This window comes from Shewanella fidelis ATCC BAA-318, from assembly GCF_000518605.1.
Classification (GTDB): domain Bacteria; phylum Pseudomonadota; class Gammaproteobacteria; order Enterobacterales; family Shewanellaceae; genus Shewanella; species Shewanella fidelis.
In genome coordinates, this window is sequence record NZ_JADX01000019.1 from 1 (window position 1) to 18,015 (window position 18,015).

At 43.6% G+C, this 18,015-nt stretch carries 14 protein-coding genes; 10 read left to right on the forward strand and 4 right to left on the reverse strand.

Translation table 11 applies throughout. From position 1 onward, the window contains the following. Positions 1–547: 547 nt before the first annotated feature. Positions 548–1,822 (forward strand): CinA family nicotinamide mononucleotide deamidase-related protein, encoded by a 1,275-nt coding sequence (locus L884_RS0109830; protein WP_028767343.1) that lies wholly within the window; start codon positions 548–550, stop codon positions 1,820–1,822. A gap of 73 nt (positions 1,823–1,895) precedes the next feature. Here the strand turns inward: L884_RS0109830 and L884_RS0109835 are convergent, their stop codons facing one another. The 3 genes from L884_RS0109835 to argE form a co-directional block, all read right to left on the reverse strand. Beyond that, complete coding sequence (locus L884_RS0109835; protein WP_028767344.1) at positions 1,896–2,441, reverse strand: YceB family lipoprotein; 546 nt, start codon at positions 2,439–2,441, stop codon at positions 1,896–1,898. Then, the gene (ppc, locus tag L884_RS0109840; RefSeq protein ID WP_028767345.1) at positions 2,441–5,077 is read right to left on the reverse strand and encodes a phosphoenolpyruvate carboxylase; all 2,637 of its coding nucleotides are present in this window, start codon (positions 5,075–5,077) and stop codon (positions 2,441–2,443) included. The genes L884_RS0109835 and ppc overlap by 1 nt, the downstream gene beginning before the upstream one ends. Before the next feature lie 168 nt (positions 5,078–5,245). Beyond that, on the reverse strand, positions 5,246–6,397 hold the full coding sequence (gene argE / locus L884_RS0109845; RefSeq protein ID WP_028767346.1) for an acetylornithine deacetylase: 1,152 nt from the start codon (positions 6,395–6,397) through the stop codon (positions 5,246–5,248). Positions 6,398–6,672: 275 nt separating this feature from the next. Between argE and argC the strand changes: the two genes are divergently transcribed. The 5 genes from argC (at position 6,673) to argH (ending at position 12,168) form a co-directional block, all read left to right on the forward strand. After that, positions 6,673–7,665 (forward strand): N-acetyl-gamma-glutamyl-phosphate reductase, encoded by a 993-nt coding sequence (argC, locus tag L884_RS0109850; protein WP_028767347.1) that lies wholly within the window; start codon positions 6,673–6,675, stop codon positions 7,663–7,665. Positions 7,666–7,678: 13 nt separating this feature from the next. Next, a complete protein-coding gene (argB, locus tag L884_RS0109855; protein WP_028767348.1) occupies positions 7,679–8,473 on the forward strand; it encodes an acetylglutamate kinase in 795 nt (264 codons plus the stop codon). 12 nt (positions 8,474–8,485) lie between these two features. Next, a complete protein-coding gene (locus L884_RS0109860; RefSeq protein ID WP_028767349.1) occupies positions 8,486–9,391 on the forward strand; it encodes an ornithine carbamoyltransferase in 906 nt (301 codons plus the stop codon). Positions 9,392–9,454: 63 nt separating this feature from the next. Beyond that, on the forward strand, positions 9,455–10,693 hold the full coding sequence (locus tag L884_RS0109865; RefSeq protein WP_028767350.1) for an argininosuccinate synthase: 1,239 nt from the start codon (positions 9,455–9,457) through the stop codon (positions 10,691–10,693). A gap of 107 nt (positions 10,694–10,800) precedes the next feature. Then, positions 10,801–12,168 carry an argininosuccinate lyase gene (gene argH / locus L884_RS0109870; RefSeq protein ID WP_028767351.1) on the forward strand — a complete coding sequence of 456 codons (1,368 nt, stop codon included), beginning with the start codon at positions 10,801–10,803 and terminating at the stop codon, positions 12,166–12,168. A gap of 86 nt (positions 12,169–12,254) precedes the next feature. On the opposite strand, the gene L884_RS0109875 is transcribed toward argH, so the two are convergent. Continuing rightward, positions 12,255–14,801 carry a penicillin-binding protein 1A gene (locus L884_RS0109875; RefSeq protein ID WP_028767352.1) on the reverse strand — a complete coding sequence of 849 codons (2,547 nt, stop codon included), beginning with the start codon at positions 14,799–14,801 and terminating at the stop codon, positions 12,255–12,257. 432 nt (positions 14,802–15,233) lie between these two features. On the opposite strand from L884_RS0109875, the gene L884_RS0109880 reads away from it, so the two are divergent. From L884_RS0109880 to L884_RS0109895, 4 genes are read left to right on the forward strand one after another with little or no spacing between them, the layout of a single operon-like run. Further along, positions 15,234–16,313: a pilus assembly protein PilM gene (locus tag L884_RS0109880; RefSeq protein WP_028767353.1), complete on the forward strand. Its 1,080-nt coding sequence runs from the start codon at positions 15,234–15,236 to the stop codon at positions 16,311–16,313. Next, the gene (locus L884_RS0109885; RefSeq protein WP_028767354.1) at positions 16,301–16,882 is read left to right on the forward strand and encodes a PilN domain-containing protein; all 582 of its coding nucleotides are present in this window, start codon (positions 16,301–16,303) and stop codon (positions 16,880–16,882) included. Before L884_RS0109880 ends, L884_RS0109885 begins: the two co-directional genes overlap by 13 nt. Further along, positions 16,879–17,499, forward strand: coding sequence for a type IV pilus inner membrane component PilO (locus tag L884_RS0109890; RefSeq protein ID WP_028767355.1), 621 nt, complete (start codon positions 16,879–16,881; stop codon positions 17,497–17,499). The genes L884_RS0109885 and L884_RS0109890 overlap by 4 nt, the downstream gene beginning before the upstream one ends. Next, positions 17,499–18,014, forward strand: a complete 516-nt coding sequence (locus L884_RS0109895; RefSeq protein WP_028767356.1) for a pilus assembly protein PilP — start codon at positions 17,499–17,501, stop codon at positions 18,012–18,014. Before L884_RS0109890 ends, L884_RS0109895 begins: the two co-directional genes overlap by 1 nt. Position 18,015 lies beyond the last annotated feature (1 nt).

Consider the following 18,015-nt stretch of genomic DNA (forward strand, 5'->3'; position numbering starts at 1 on the left):
CCCCCATGTGTTCGCTGCGCGAACCGAGTAGGGCGAATATCGCGCTAGCGATGTGTTTATGAGCGCGAAGCTTTAGCGTAGCTGGACATTTCCAGGCGCTAAATAACGAAAGATGACCGAACGAACATGGGGAAATAAAAAGCCCGAACGCAGTGAGGTTCAGTTCCCATGTGGAGTAGGGTGAAGCCCTTGTGCTTATCAAACGAAGTTTGATGCAAGGGGTGAACGCGGAGAGCTTGCTCGAAGCTGGCCATTTCCAGACGCGAAAGAACGACTCCCGACGTCAACCCGCCGCTGAGCGGGGTCTCCAGCTTCGTATCAAGGTATACCATCCCATTTTAATACTGAGTCACCTTTGTTTACTTTCTAGTGTAAGTACTTATTTATCTAATCTATTGAGCCTGAAACTGAGTGTCTTCGTACTACCTCTTTTATGCTGTTACGGTATTTAATCATAATTGGTTATTGCTATTGATGCCGAGCTTGCATAGTTTAGCTGCATTACAACCCTTTAAAGCTCAAAACAAATTCGGGTAAGGAACACCAAATGAAACTAGAAATGATTTGTACCGGCGAAGAAGTATTAGCAGGACAAATAGTTGATACCAATGCTGCGTGGTTTGCCAACACTATGATGGAGCACGGGATCGAATGTCAGCGCCGTGTGACTGTTGGTGATCGCTTAGAAGATCTGGTCAGTGTGTTTGAAGAGCGTAGCCATCACGCAGATATCATTTTGGTGAATGGCGGCCTTGGGCCGACAAGTGATGATCTCTCAACTGAAGCTATGGCCATTACAAAAGGAGAAGTATTAGTTGAAAATAGCGTTTGGCGTGAACGCTTAGAGGATTGGTTTACGCGAAATGGACGAGTTATGGCGGCGAGTAATCTTAAACAAGCGTTATTACCAGCATCTGCGCTTATGATAGACAACCCTGTTGGAACCGCATGTGGTTTTGCCGTAAAGCATAATCGAGCTTGGTTTTTCTTTACTCCCGGTGTTCCATTTGAATTTAAGCAAATGGTTGTAGAGCAATTTATCCCCTTTGTTAGACAACACTTTGATATTACTGGCGATGTGGCACTTAGAAAGTACTTAACTCTTGGACAAGGTGAGTCAGCACTTGCTGATGAGTTGGAAAAGATTGAGTTACCAGCAGGGATGACACTCGGCTACCGTAGCTCAATGCCGCACATAGAAATTAAGCTTTTTGCTCGCGGGAAAATGGCTATTGCTCAGCTAGATAAAGTTGAGGCGCAGATCCGCTTTTTGCTTGGGAATGCGCTAGTTGCAGATGAGAAGAAAAGTTTAGCAGAAGAGATCCATAGTCTCTTGGTCGGTACGGGCTTAACGCTTAGCGTTGCTGAGTCGTGTACTGGCGGTATGATTGCAAGCCAGCTAATCGATTTTCCTGGGAGCTCATCTTACTTAGATCATGGCCTTGTTACCTATAGTAATGAGTCTAAAGTAAAAGTTTTAGGTGTGAAGCCGGAAACTTTAGATGACCATGGTGCAGTGTCGATTGCTACCGTGGAGGAGATGGCTAAAGGTGTAAGGACTATTCTTGATAGTGATTATGCGTTAGCAACAAGTGGTATTGCTGGCCCAGGCGGTGGCTCTGAGGAAAAACCCGTAGGTACTGTTGCCATTGCTCTTGCTACTAAGGGCGGAGTATATAGTCAAATGATCAAGTTACCGCGAAGATCGAGAGACTTGGTGCGCTGTATAAGCACTGCTGTAGCGTTTGATATGTTGCGTCGAGAGTTATTAGGCGAAGCTGTTATTGTTGATTATGGCTCAATAGGGCGCTTTAAAAAGTAGTTGTTGATTGGTGTTGAATATAAAAAAGCAGGATCAGCTGATCCTGCTTTTTAGCATTAATTATCTACAGAGATTACTCTTCGTCAAAAACTAACACCAGCTTCCCGGGTTTGACCTCGATTCGCTTGGTCATATCGGCAACTAACGCCTGCTTAGACTCTTTCATATCAACCACATATACTGGTTGTGTTTCAAGAAACTGTGTTAAAAAGCCCATTAACTGCGGTGCGATAGAGCCAATCGCCTTTTCAATATCTTTTGGTTTCGACTCAACCTTTACTAATTGCAGATTTCGTAAATAAACACTGTGATTAGTCGCATCATACCAAGGTTGTGCTTCAAACTGGGTAACCAGATCTGCATTAATTGGTAGCATAGGGTTACGAACTCTAACGAGAGTAACCGCTGATACGCCCATAGTGTCGGGCTTATCACCTAAAGTAACTTTGATATCATTAACTCGTAAGTCTATACCAAAGATTTGATTGCCTTGTTTTACCTCAAAATGCATTTCGTCATTGAGGTAACCTTCTAGCTCTTTTTCTGTGATGCTGTATTGACTGACGCAGCCAGTCAATAACAGTGCAGCGCCTGCAAAGGCGACTTTTAATAATTTCATTAACCTGTGTTTCTCATTCCTGCGGCAACTCCAGCGATCGTTAACATAAGCGCTAACTCAACGTTTTGTGAAGATTGCTCTTCGCGACGTGTTCTTGCAAGTAGTTCTGCTTGTAGGAAGTTTAAAGGATCAATATATGGGTTTCTTAGTTCTACTGATTCACGATTCCATGGTGTATGCGCCATTAAGCTTTCAGCTTGAGTCAGCTCGAGTACGGCTTCAATACCTATGGCCAAACGTTCTCGCAGTTGTACACCTAGATGGTGTAGCTCTTTTTTGACTAAGCTTGTTTCATAGAACTTAGATAAATTTGGTTCTGCTTTAGCATAGACCATCTCAAGCATTGAGATGCGAGTTTTAAAGAATGGCCACTGCTTTTCCATCTCTTGCAACAAAGGTAAATCACCTCTGTCAGTTGCCATCTTAAGTGCTTCACCGGCACCTAACCACGCTGGCAACATTAAGCGGTTTTGCGACCAAGCGAAAATCCATGGAATAGCACGTAAGCTTTCAATTCCGCCATCAACTCTACGTTTAGCTGGTCGACTACCAAGTGGAAGTTTACCTAATTCAACTTCAGGAGTTGCAGCGCGGAAGTAAGACACAAAGTCAGGCTCTTCACGTACCATTGCACGGTAAGCCACTACAGAATCATCTGCTAGGCGCTCCATGCATTCACGCCACTCAGGTTTTGGCTCTGGTGGTGGCAATAAGGTAGCTTCCATGACTGCTGAGGTATATAGCGCAAGGCTTTGTACCGCAAGTTTTGGTAAGCCAAACTTAAAGCGGATCATTTCACCTTGTTCGGTGACACGGATCCGACCGTCAACTGAGCCTGGAGGCTGAGATAAAATCGCTTCGTGAGCTGGTCCGCCGCCGCGTCCAATTGTGCCGCCGCGACCATGGAATAATGTCAGTTTGATATTGGCTTCTTGGCTAATTGCGACTAGCTTTTCTTGTGCACTATATTGTGCCCAAGCTGCAGCCATTACCCCAGCATCTTTGGCCGAGTCAGAATAGCCAATCATCACCTCTTGGGTACCTTTGGTGTAACCACGATACCAATCGATGTTAAACAGTGCCGACATACAATCTGATGCGTTATTCAAGTCATCTAAGGTTTCAAACAACGGTACAACTCGGATTGGGTGCGGGCAGCCGGCCTCTTTTAGTAGCAGCAAAACCGCTAATACATCAGATGGCTTGCTGGCCATAGATATGACGTACGAGCCCATTGCCCGTGCTGGCTGGCTAGCAACGAGACGGCAAGTCTTTACCACTTCTTCGACTTCTGCTGAGGCTTGCCAATTCGCTGGGATTAACGGGCGTTTGCTTGAGAGTTCACGTAGTAAGAAAGATTGTTTCTCAGACTCATCCCAATGGGCGTAATCTCCCATGCCTAAATAACGCGTAAGTTCGGCGATAACGTCAGCATGGCGTTGTGCATCTTGGCGAACATCGAGTCTTAGCATATGAATACCAAAACAGGCGATACGGCGCAGCATATCGAGCAATAAGCCATTAGCAATTAAGCTCATGCCTTGATCGCATAAACTCTTGTAGAGCATCATTAATGGATCTTTTAGATCGCTTTCATGCCAAATAATGTCATTAAGATTTACGTCTGGTTGATGGCCTTCGAGCTTAGCATTGAGGTAGTCGATTGTAGCCCTAAGTTTTTGGCGTAGATCTCTAAGTACGTCGCGATAAGGCTCGCAGCTATTATTGGTGTACGCAAGCAACTCTTCATTCGCGCCTTCCATTGATAGCTCGTTAACAAGTAACACAACATCTTTTAGATATAGACGAGCAGCAGTATGTCTATTGCGATCCAGTACTTCTTGAGTCACCACGGAAGTAACAAAAGGGTTACCGTCTCTGTCGCCGCCCATCCAGCTGGAGAACCTTACCGGCGCAATGTCGATAGGTAGCTGGGTATTGGTGCGCTCTTCTACTTGTTGGTTTAATTGGCGTAGAAAATCAGGAACGGCCTGCCATAACGAGGCCTCAATGGTGCTTAGTCCCCAGCGAGCTTCGTCAACCGGCGTTGGGCGCTCGTTACGGATCTCATTGGTATGCCAAATTTGCGCAATAAGTTGGCGCAAACGTAAATGGTGTTGTTTTTTCTCTTGCTCGGTAAGCTGAGTATTCTCTAGTGCTGTTAGCGAGTCGATGACTGCTGAATACTTTTGAATGAGTGTACGGCGAGATATTTCAGTAGGGTGTGCGGTTAGTACTAAATCGATATCGAGTGTTTTTAAACAAGCGAGTACTTTTTCTTGATCTATTTTGCCGCCTAGCATACGTCCAAGTAGTTGCTCAACAGGATCGGGAACACATACTAATTCGTCACAGTTGCGGCTAATGGTATGGAACTGTTCTGCGATATTGGCCAAGTTCAAGAATTGGTTAAATGCTTTGGCAAAAGGCACTAGCTCATCATCGCTTAAAGATGATAATAGCGTAAGCATCTCTTCACGAGCTGCATCATCACCTTGGCGCGAGCTTTTAGCAAGATGACGGATTTGTTCAATTTTTTCTAAAAACGATTCATCAAGATCGGTGCGGATTGTGTCACCTAAAATTTGCCCTAAGGTTCCAACATTTGACCTTAGCGAGGCATACATATCTACCATACATGCTCCATATCGGTAAGCTAGTCGATCACAATACCTAGCAGTGTTGTGCTAGGCAATGATCGAGATAAAAATATCGTGCTTGATTGTGTCCCATATCACTTTTTAGGTGCGCCTGCTTTTATGCTGTTTGTGCTTTGCACTAAAAACGCTTTAAAAAGTAGCAATTTATTTTATACATGCATGATAAATCAGCTCTTTTAGCAGTGCTTTTGTACGAGTGATATAGGAAAGATCTAAGAACTCATTTGGCTGGTGGGCTTGTTCGATGCTTCCGGGGCCAAGCACTAAGGTTTGGCAGCCCAATTGACTAATATAGGGGGCTTCGGTTGCATAGTTGACCACCTCAGGTTGAGCATCGCTTAGCTTAGCCACGAGTTGAGTCCAACTACCATCCTTTTTATCAGCAAAGGGTTCTGATCCCGGATATAGCGGTGCAATACTGATAGCACCAGGATATTGACTACAAATCGGTGCTAAGTAGTTAGCAACCATCAGTTCTAAATCGGCTAAGGCGAGACTCGGGATCGGGCGTAAATCGATATGTAGATCGCAACAACCACAGATCCTATTAGCTGCATCGCCACCATGGACGTGACCAAAGTTCATTGTTGGATAGGGTACACTAAAGGCATCTTCACGATAATTATCAGCTAAGTGCTGCTTTAATTTAAGTAACTGCCCCGTGACTTGATGCATGATCTCAATTGCATTTAAGCCTTTAGCTGGATCTGAGGAGTGGCCACTTCGCCCTGTCACTCTGATCCCTTGTGTTAAATGACCTTTATGCATATATACCGGCTTTAAGCTGGTGGGCTCACCAATAATTGCGTAATCCGGAGCAATCGATTTTGCGGCGGCAAAGGCTTTAGCTCCATTCATTGTGGTTTCTTCATCGGCACTGGCTAAGATATGCAAAGGTCGTTGAAACTTATCCATTGGCAACTCTTTTAAAGCTTCAAGCACGAGTGCAAAAAAACCTTTCATGTCGCAGGTGCCAAGCCCGTACCAACGATTATCCTTTTCAGTCAATAAGAAAGGGTTTTGGTTCCAGCGTCCTTCATCGAAAGGCACGGTATCTGTGTGTCCTGCCAATAATAAACCTCCCTGTCCTTGACCAAATGAAGCGACTAAGTTGTGCTTATTTCGGGTGTTTGCCACTGGCACTGATTGGCACTGCATACCTAAATCACTAAACCAAGTATGCAATAACTCAATGACGGCTTTATTACTCATATCCTGCTCTGCTTCAAGCGCGCTAATAGAGGGAGCGGCTATTAGCTGACTAAAACTGCTTTTAATATCTGGGAGGGTTTTCATAAAAAATACCTAAATATATATTCAAATATATTGCATAATTAATTTTGCGTGTTAGTCTATCAAACAGCTAAGGTAACTGCCACATATCAATGGCCTGTTTTATGAGAGTGTATATGTTTAATCTGGTTCAATTAATAGTCATGAAGCTAATTCATACCCACTTCCTGCGACGATAGTCTTGTCATTAATGGTGTTAAGCCAGGGCTTAAGTTGTGCCCATTCTTTTTTTCGTTATGTCATCTAATTTCAAAATTAAGGTTTTAAAGTCATAGACTATGAAAAATATAGCCATAATTGGCGCTAGTGGGTACACGGGCGCACAGATTACTTCTCTTATAAACGCCGAATCGAACTTATCAATTCAAGGCCTTTATGTTTCTGAAAATAGCTTGGATAAAGGTAAGTCCTTATCAGAACTCTATCCTGTATATAGCCATATCTCGCTATGCTTAAACCCACTTACCGAAGATGCAAAACACACTATAGTGGCAACTGCTGATGCAGTGGTATTGGCCACTGATCATGTTGTCAGTTTGCATCTTGCTGCTTGGTTCTATCAGCAAGGGCTTGCAGTATTTGATTTAAGTGGTGCTTATCGATTTCAAGACTTAGCTCAATACCCTAAGTGGTATGGTTTTACTCACGAATATCCTCAAGTACTTGCTGATGCGGTATACGGCTTAGCTGAGTGGAATAGCGATAATATTACCGACAGTAAATTGATTGCTGTTCCTGGTTGTTATCCTACAGCATCATTGATGGCACTTAAGCCGATTGCTCATCTATTAACAGATACTCTTCCTGTCATTAATGCCGTTAGCGGTGTGACGGGGGCAGGTAGAAAAGCGCAACTACAAACGAGCTTTTGTGAAGTTAGTTTGACTCCATACGGTGTACTTGGACACAGGCATCAACCTGAAATTGCCACTCAGTTAGGGCAAGAAGTGATCTTTACGCCGCACTTGGGCAACTTTAAACGTGGGATCCTAGCGACGATAACAGTCAAGCTTAAGTCGGGTACTAACCCAGATGATATTAGCCAAGCCTTTGAATGTTATAACGCGAGTGAGTTAGTTAAGGTTGAGCAAAATCAATTTCCTAAGGTTGATGATGTGGTGCTTACACCTAACTGTCATATTGGTTGGAAGTACGATGCAACGACAGGGTATTTAGTTATTGCTAGTGCGATAGATAACCTAATGAAAGGGGCGGCAAGTCAAGCGCTACAGTGCATAAAGATTCACTTTAATGTCGCAAAAGTTGATTAAGGGGAATATGAATATGCAAACACACTCTTTAGCTCAAAAGCCGGTCATGGTGCTTAAAGTCGGTGGCGCGTTACTGCAATCAGATGTCGCGATGGCAGAGCTAATGCAAGCTGCGGCGACAATGATGGCTGGTGGTCAATCTCTGATAATGGTTCATGGCGGCGGCTGTTTGGTTGATGAACAGTTACAAGTTAACGGAATGGTATCTGAAAAGCTCGAAGGCTTAAGAGTGACGCCTGCAGAACATATGCCTATTGTAGTTGGCGCCTTAGCTGGAACTTCCAATAAAAAATTACAAGCTGCGGCAATCAAAGCAGGCATTACTAGTCTTGGTATGAGTTTAGGTGATGCCGGCATGATGACAGCGACCGTTAAAACGCCGCAACTTGGTTTAGTCGGCGAAGTCACCCCTAAAGATGCGAGCTACATGGAGTTTGTATTATCTCAAGGTTGGTTACCGATTGTGAGTTCAATAGCAATTAGCGAGCGAGGTGAAATGCTAAACGTCAATGCTGATCAAGCTGCCACGGCATTAGCTAAATTGGTTTCTGGCTCACTGGTTTTACTGTCAGATGTATCAGGTGTATTAGACGATAAAGGTGAGCTAATACAGAGCTTAAATAGAGCGGAAGTGGAAGCACTTACTAAAACGGGCGTGATAGCCAAAGGCATGAAAGTAAAAGTTGAAGCTGCACTTGATGTCGCTGAATCTATGGGACAAGCAGTACAGATAGCCTCTTGGAACCAAGCCCAACAGTTAATCGCATTATGCCAAGGTGAAAGCGTTGGCACACAGATCCAACCTTAGGAGAGTAATTCGATGCAACATTTATTATCAATTAAAGATTTAAGCCAACAAGAACTACTCGACTTACTAGCGTTGGCGGCAACGATTAAAGCTAACCCTGCAGAATATAAGCATGCACTTGAGGGGAAAAGTGTAGTGATGTTATTTGAAAAGCCGTCACTGCGTACTCGGGTCAGTTTCGATATTGGTATTAATAAACTTGGTGGTCACTGTTTATATCTAGATCAGCAAAATGGCGCACTAGGTAAACGTGAGCCAGTGTCTGATTTTGCGGCCAATATTTCATGCTGGGCAGATGCCATTGTTGCGAGAACGTTTTTGCATTCAACGATCGAGCAATTAGCGGAGCACGGCAAAGTACCTGTTATTAATGCGCTATCAGATCTTTACCATCCGTGCCAAGGCTTGGCAGATTTTCTGACCTTGACTGAGCAATACTCGGATGTGAGTAAGGTGAAGCTTGCTTACGTCGGCGATGGTAATAACGTTACTCACTCATTGATGTTTGGCGCAGCAATCTTAGGTGCCCAGCTTACGGTTATATGCCCACCGGGTCACTTCCCAGATGGCAAGGTCGTGTGTGAAGCGCAAGAGCTGGCTGCGAAGCATGGTGGTAAGTTGGTATTGAGTTCAGATATTGCGGCAATTGAAGGCCATGATGCTATTTATACTGATACTTGGATCTCTATGGGAGATAGTACATCAATGGATGAGATCGAAGCCAAGTTTAAGCCTTATCAGGTTAACGCTGAGCTTATGCAAAAGGCGGGAGCAAAGCACTTTATGCACTGCTTACCTGCTTACCGCGAAGTTGAAGCAACCGCTGAGGTGGTTGACGGGGCAGGCTCGCTGATCTTACAGCAAGCGGAAAATCGAATGCATGCGCAAAATGCAGTACTCGTGACACTTTTAAGCTAATCATAAAACAATTATCAGTTTGCATCGGCTAACTGAAGCCAAAACAAGTAGTAGGAACAAAAAATGTCTAACGTAAATTCAGTGGTAAATGCTTCAACAGAAGTTAAAAAGGTTGTTTTAGCTTATTCCGGCGGTCTAGATACATCAGCGATTATTCCATGGTTAAAAGAGACCTATAACAATTGTGAGATTGTGGCGTTTTGTGCTGATGTTGGCCAAGGAGAGGCTGAACTTGAAGGATTATATGAGAAAGCCATCGCCTCAGGTGCATCTGAATGTTATATCGTTGATCTAAAAGAAGAGCTGGTGGCTGATTATATTTATCCAACCATTGCTACAGGTGCAATCTACGAAGGTACGTACCTGCTAGGCACGTCAATGGCGAGACCTATTATCGCTAAGGCTCAGGTTGAGGTGGCGCGTAAAGTTGGTGCAGACGCTGTTTGTCATGGTTGCACAGGTAAAGGTAATGACCAAGTGCGCTTTGAAGGCTGCTTTGCTGCACTGGCACCGGATCTTAAAGTGATTGCTCCATGGCGTGAATGGGAAATGGTAAGCCGTGAAGATCTGCTTGATTACCTTGCAGAGCGCAATATCGCGACGACGGCGTCAGCGACCAAAATTTATAGTCGTGACGCAAACGCTTGGCATATTTCACATGAAGGCGGTGAGTTAGAAGATCCGTGGAATGAGCCGTCAAAAGGTGTTTGGACCATGACTGTCGCGCCAGAAGACGCACCGAATGAACCAGAGTATGTATCACTTGAGCTAGAGCAAGGCAAAGTGACTAAGGTGAACGGTGAAGGGTTTAGCCCTTACCAAGCGCTGATGGTGCTAAATGAAGTTGCTGGTGCACATGGTGTAGGCCGAATCGATATTACGGAAAATAGACTTGTGGGCATGAAGTCTCGTGGCTGTTATGAAACACCGGGTGGGACTGTGATGTTTGCAGCACTGCGCGCTATTGAAGAGTTAGTGCTTGATAAAACCAGCCGTCAATGGCGTGAGCAAGTCGGCGCTCAAATGGCGCACCTTGTCTATGACGGTCGTTGGTTTACACCTTTATGTGAATCACTACTTGGTGCTTCTAAGCCTCTAGCAGATCTGATTAACGGCGAAGTGGTTGTTAAGCTTTATAAAGGCCAAGCGAGCGTAGTGAAAAAGCGTTCACCAAATAGCTTGTACTCAGAAGAGTTTGCCACTTTTGGGGCTGATGATGTTTATAACCAAAAAGACGCAGAAGGCTTTATCCGTCTTTACTCGTTATCAAGTCGTATCAGAGCGTTACATCAACAAAAGTAAGCAAAATTCATAAAAGTTAGTAAGTGCTAACACTGTGGGTTAGCACTTTGAAAGCATAGAGTTAAAGGCGGATAACAGCGCCTTATAAGATTGTAGAGGAAGTCAAAATGGCATTATGGGGCGGCAGATTTAGCCAAGAAAGCAGTGCACTGTTTAAACTTTTTAACGACTCATTACCGGTAGACTTCCGCCTAATTGAGCAAGATATTATTGGCTCAATTGCATGGGCAAGCGCGATTACTCAAGTCGGTATTTTGACAGAGCAAGAGTGCAGTGACTTGCACCAAGCACTAAATGAGTTGCTTGGTGAAACTATTGATAATCCGCAGCAGATTATTGCCTCAGGTGCTGAAGATATTCACAGTTTTGTTGAGCAGTCTTTAATTGCCAAAGTGGGAGATCTAGGTAAAAAACTCCATACGGGCCGTTCGCGTAACGATCAGGTAGCAACAGATCTTAAGTTGTGGTGTAAAAAAGAGGGTAGCCAGTTACTTGGTTTACTCAGCAATCTTAGACAGGCATTGATTGAGCTCGCCGAAAGAGAGCTTGATGCGGTTATGCCTGGATACACGCATTTGCAAAGAGCTCAGCCTGTGCTGTTTGGGCATTGGTGTCTTGCTTATGTAGAGATGTTTGAACGAGATATCAGCCGCTTGCAAGACGCATTAAAGCGAGCAGACACTTGCCCATTAGGTACTGGCGCTCTGGCGGGGACGGCGTATCCAATGGATCGGGTGAAACTTGCCCAGTCATTAGGGTTTGCCGCGCCAACGTTAAATAGCTTAGATACGGTATCCGATAGAGATCATGTGATTGAGCTTTGTAGTGATGCCTCAATCAGCATGATGCATCTTAGCCGCATGGCAGAAGATCTAATTTTCTTCAATAGTGGTGAGGCAGGGTTCATTGAGCTTGATGATCAAGTCACTTCAGGTTCTTCATTGATGCCACAAAAGAAAAACCCTGATGCGCTTGAGCTTATTAGAGGTAAAACGGGTCGTGTTTATGGCAGTCTAATGGCTATTCTAACGACCATGAAAGCGCTACCTCTTGCATATAACAAAGATATGCAAGAAGACAAAGAAGGCTTGTTTGATGTAATGGATAGCTGGTCGATTTGTTTAGAAATGGCTGCCCTTGTTCTCAGTGGTTTAACAGTTAATCGTGAGAAAACCTTAAGTGCTGCTAAACAGGGTTATGCCAACTCAACAGAGCTTGCTGATTACCTTGTGGCTAAAGGCGTGCCATTTAGAGAAGCGCACCATATTGTGGGTGAAGCTGTGGTGAGTGCGATTGCTAAGCAAACCCCTCTAGAAGACTTAAGCTTAGAAGAGTTGCAAGCATTTAGTCCTGTGATTGATGCAGATGTGTATGATTGCTTAACCATTGAGTCATGTCTTGCTAAGCGCGAAGCACTAGGTGGTACATCACTACCTCAAGTTAAGAGTGCGTTAGTTGCTAAGCAACAGGGCTAGTTCCTTTAAGGCTCGTCTCTTGCTCTAATAAAAATGCGGTTATAGCACAGGCTATAACCGCATTTTTTTATCTATTGATTTTGGTATTACTGAAACAGATCTTCTTCAGCTTTATCAATGAAGATATCGCTATTGTCTTCTTGATCAGTCACATACTCGGTTGGTTCAGTACCGGAAATAAAGTACTCAAACTTGCTGGTATGGTCAGTTTTACGAGTTAGCTTACCCGTTGCTAAATCAATTCTGGCAGATACTATACCTTCAGGAGGTGACATAGGTACTTCAGGCGTTCCGGCTAAGGCATCCTTCATAAACTCATTCCAACCTGGGCCTGCAGTTTTGGCACCAGCTTCAGCGAGTGAGATCTGATCTTTGGCTCCGTTAGCGTTCCAACTTGTGCGGCCAAGCTCCTGACTATGGTCATCAAACCCTACCCATACTGTGGTCGCTAGCTTGGGATTAAAACCACTGAACCAAGTATCGCGGGATTCGTTGGTTGTACCGGTTTTGCCTGCAATATCTCGGCGCTTAACTACTCGTGCTGCTCGCCATGCAGTACCGTTCCAGCCAGTACCTTTACTCCAGTCTCCACCACCCCAAATTACACTTTTTAACGCTTCAGTAATTAAGAAAGCAGTTTGCTCAGAGATAATTTGTGGTGCATAACGAGAATTAGCATCGCCACAAATTAATGCATCATCAGCTTGCAGATCTTGCTCACTATTATTTGCTTGTAGTTCGTGTGCCATGGCAGCAAATGGATCATCACTGGTCATTAGCGGTTCAGCTACAGCAGGTTTACAAGCAAGTGTCGGGTTTGCTTGCTCTACAATTGCACCGTTTGCAGTTTCAACTCGTTCAATAAAGTACGGTTCAACTAAGAAGCCACCATTGGCAAAAACAGAGAATGCCGTGACCACTTGCAAAGGCGTTACCGATGGCGAACCTAGCGCAATTGACTCGTTACGCGGAAGATCGGCAGGATCAAAACCAAATTTAACTAGTTCTGCAATGGTTGCATCAAGGCCAGCATAGCGCATGGCTCGAACTGACATAACGTTAATCGACTGTGCCAAACCAACACGTAAACGAGTTGGGCCACCATATACGTCAGGTGAGTTTTTAGGGCGCCAAGCAGTACCTTGTCGTGTATCAGGCTTATTAATTGGTGCGTTATTGATTAATGTGGCTAGTGTATAGCCTTTTTCCATTGCCGCACTGTAAATAAATGGCTTAATGTTTGAACCTAGCTGACGTTTAGCTTGAGTGACACGGTTATATTGGCTCGTGTAGAAGCTAAAGCCACCGACCAAGGTACGAATGGCACCGTCGTGCGGATCAAGTGAAACTAAGGCACTTGCTACTAAAGGTACTTGGCTGAGTTGCCAGAAACTACCATTGTTACGGATCCAAACTTGCTCGCCTGGCTTGAGCACATCAGTTGCCAGCTTTGGCGCTTTGCCTTGGCGTTTATTGGTAATGAAGCGACGTGCCCATTTTATACCATCCCAAGGTAATTCAATGGTTTCGCCTTTTGCTGTCATTACTGTTGCGGTCTGCTCATCTACCGTCATTACGGCCGCAGGCTGCATGCCTTGGAACGCACCGGTTTGTTTAAGTTTTGCGGTAATTTCTTCGGTTTCTAAAGCCGTGGTTGTCCAAAGTTCTTTCACTCGGCCACGATAGCCATGGCGTTCATCGTAAGCGTATACGTTGTTGCGTAGCGCTTTTTGCGCATCTAATTGTAGTTTAGAGTTTACTGTCGTGTAGATATCATAGCCGCCAGTATAGGCCTCTTCTTCACCCAGTTTTTCAACTAAGTAATCACGTGCCATCTCTGAAATATATGGCGCATAAAGATCGATAACAGCACCGTGGTATTTAGCGGTGATTGGACTATCTAGTGCGGCTTGATACTCGGCACTATTGATATAACCCACCTCATTCATACGCATTAATACAACGTTGCGGCGTGCTTTAGCGCGTGTCTTTGAAGTGATAGGGTTTAGCGTTGAAGGCGCTTTGGGTAAGCCGGCAATGACAGCCATTTCAGCTAGCGTTAGCTCACCAACTTCTTTGCCATAATAAACTTGTGCAGCAGCACCGACTCCGTATGCGCGTTGGCCAAGATAGATCCGGTTGACGTATAACTCTAGAATTTCATCTTTAGTCAGTAGCTGCTCAATATGGATTGAGATAAAGATCTCTTTCACTTTACGGATAATAGTTTTATCACGAGTCAAAAAGAAGTTACGTGCAACCTGCATGGTAATGGTACTTGCACCTTGCTTCTTCTCACCTGTGGCAAGCATGACTGAAGCGGCGCGAATAATACCAATAGGGTCGATACCTTTGTGTTCGTAAAAACGGGCATCTTCAGTAGCAATAAATGCTTGTAAAAGCGGTTTAGGGATATCTTCTAGTTTTAATGGAATACGGCGTTTCTCACCAAATTGCGAGATCAGTTTGCCATCACTACTATAAATTCTAAGTGGTGTTTGTAGTTTGACAGTCTTTAGCGTTGTGACATCTGGTAGATCAGGTAACACATAAAAGTACGCAGCAACAATTGCGGCGACGCCGAGTAAGCCTAGGCTAAAGAAAGCTATAAAGAGTCGTTTTAACCACTTCACCACAATATTCCAAGAATTAAATTAAGAACAATAGTATATAAGCCATGACCTAAATGGTGAAGTCTTGTCGCTTTATTTCGCTAATGCTTTTTTCTGAAAATCACTTATTTGCAAAGCAATATCGTTTAATTATTCAATAATAACAGCCAAATTTTATATAAAAGTTAATTGGTAAAAAATAATTGTTTAGTTTGAATCTCTGCAAATATTCGGTTTTTCGTTATTTATAGCTAATTATTCTATGAACAAAGTGTATATTTTCGAAAAAAGCATGCAAACGCCTTGAATGCGTCAGTTATTACAACGTAATTGAAATGGGGTCAAAAAAATGGCGTTTGTAAAATGGAGAAACATTTTGTACAAATAACTGTAACGAGTTGATTTTGTGCTAATCTACTCATGGATGGACGATGATAAAAGTGACCTAGAAATATGCTTGCTAATTTTTGGAAGCGTCAAGCACCGCAAATGGTAGGGATAGATGTTGGATCCCATGAAGTGAAGGCCATATTGCTAAGCAAGACTGCTGATGGATATAAAATATTAAGCCATGCAGCCGTTCCTTTGAAAAAAGGAGCTGTTAACGATCATGAAATTCGTGATAGTGAGGCTGTGATCGAGGCATTAAAGCAAGTAAAGCGTGCGTTACCTAAGTCAACCACATTTGCGGCTGTTGCTGTTTCTGGCTCTGCAGTCATGACTAAAGTCATCTACATGGACTCAGCTTTGAGCGAAGAGGAGATGGAAGCGCAAATAGAAATTGAAGCTGATAACCTAATTCCATACTCACTCGACGAAGTTAACATTGATTTTGAAACCTTAAGTCAAAATCGAACCGATCCAAGTAAAGTTGATGTGTTACTTAGTGCATGCCGTAGTGAAAATATCGATAGCTTGGTTGATTCTTTAGATGCGGTAAATCTTGAGGCTAAGGTTGTAGATGTTGAAGGTTATGCGCTTGGGCGCTCTTTTGATGTGATTGCCAAGCAGCTCCCAGATGACTTGCAAGATAAAGTGGTAGCGCTGGTGGATATAGGTGCCAACATTACTACGTTTTCAGTGGTCGAAAATGGTGAAACCACCTTTGTGCGTGAGCAAGCTTTCGGTGGCGATCAATTTACCCAGTCAATTCTTTCATTTTACGGCATGACCTATGAGCAAGCTGAGAAGGCGAAGATTGAAGGTGACTTGCCACGCAACTATGTGTTTGAGGTTTTGTCACCATTTCAAACTCAGCTGTTACAGCAAATAAAGCGTACGTTACAAATATACTGCACATCGAGTGGTCGCGATAAAGTCGACTACATTGTCTTATGTGGCGGTACTTCTAAATTAGAAGGAATGGCCAACCTAATGATTAATGAGTTAGGTGTACGCACTATTGTCGCTGATCCTTTTAAAGGCTGTTTACATGCTGATGATGATGTTAAACGTTTCCTGCAACCTCAAATTAATAAATATATGTTGGCCTGCGGTCTAGCACTAAGGAGCTACTCTGAATGGCGAACATAAACTTACTACCTTGGCGCGAAGAAGCGCGTGAAAAACAAAAGCGCGATTATACCGGCATCTTAGCCCTCGTTTTTTTGGTTTCTGGCTTACTGGTTTACTTATTTTTGATGGCTGTTGATATGTTTATCGACGACCAAAAAAGTCGCAATAATTATCTGCAATCTGAAATCCAGTTACTGGAAACACAAATTGCAGAGATCACTAAAATTCGCACCCGTAAACAAGATATTGAAAGACGCACAGAGATTATTCTCGACTTGCAGCAATCTCGTAACTTACCCACTCACGTATTAGATGAACTTGTTAGAGTCGTCCCCCCTGGGATTTACCTTTCTAGCATCGAAAAGAAAGGCAGTTTGTTGTGGATAGAAGGGCGTAGTGAATCTAATAACAACGTAGCTAATATGATGCGCAAAGTTGCAGCCTCTGCTTGGTTGCATGACCCCAATATGCAATCAATCGTGGCTCAAAATGAAGAGCTAAGGCAATTACAACGTTTCACTCTGCGTGTGACTATTGTTGATAACGATAATGAAGATAATTCTGAGACTAAGGGAGGCACTGAATGAACCTCGACTTAAGTCAGTTTAATGATATTGATTTTGAGAATATTGGTGCGTGGCCACAGCTCGTTAAAATTGTTTTTGCGGTCATGCTTGCGGTGTGCGTATTTTTCGCGAGCTATTTCCTATTTGTGTCGGAAGCATTGGATAGCCTTAATGCAGAACAACAAAAGGAGCAACAGCTTAAAGCCGATTTTAAAGCTAAATATCAGTTGGCAGCTAATTTAAAGTTATACCGTGAACAATTGGCTGTAATGGAAGTGCAATTTGCTGAATTGCTAAAAATGCTGCCTTCAAAAAATGAAATGCCAGGCTTACTCGATGATATTACCTTTGTGGCAACAGACTCGGGCTTAAGCATTAAAAGCTTAGATTGGGATTCTGAAATTACGCGAGATTTCTACATTGAATTTCCAATCAAAATGGTCGTGGATGGTGATTACCATGAGTTAGGCCATTTAGTTGATGGTGTGGCGAAGTTACCACGTATTGTTAGTCTGCATGACTTTGTGATTAAGCGAAACGATAGCGGTAGCCTCGGGATGGATATTTTGGCAAAGACCTATCGATTCAAAGAGGGCGCAGAAGTTCCGCCGGCAGGACAACAAGGAGGCGCTAAATGATCCGTATACTGCCTCTAAGCTTATTATGTTTACTGTTAACGGGTTGCTTAGGTGATAAAAGTGATCTTGAGTTGTTTGTTACTACAACCAAAGCACAGCATGTCGCCTATATACCGCCACTCAAAGAAACACCAAAATTTGAACACTTTGCCTACCAAGCTGATTTGATGCGCAGTCCTTATGTGCCGCCGTCTAGAGAGTTAACTGAAGAGGTTATCGATACCACAAAAGATTGCTTACAGCCGGATTTGAAACGCCGTAAGGGACGCTTGGAAACCTATGCTTTAGACAACTTAAAAATGCGTGGTACTTTAAGTGAAAATCAAGATATTTGGGCGTTATTGGAAACAACTGATGGCAGCGTCTATCGATTGGGTGTTGGTCAATATTTAGGGCTTTACCACGGTAAGATCTCTAAGGTAACACCGCAAACTGTAGAGATTATAGAATTAATTCCAGACGGCTCTGGTTGCTGGACAGAAAGGTACAGCAGCATGGATTTAACTGGAGAATAAT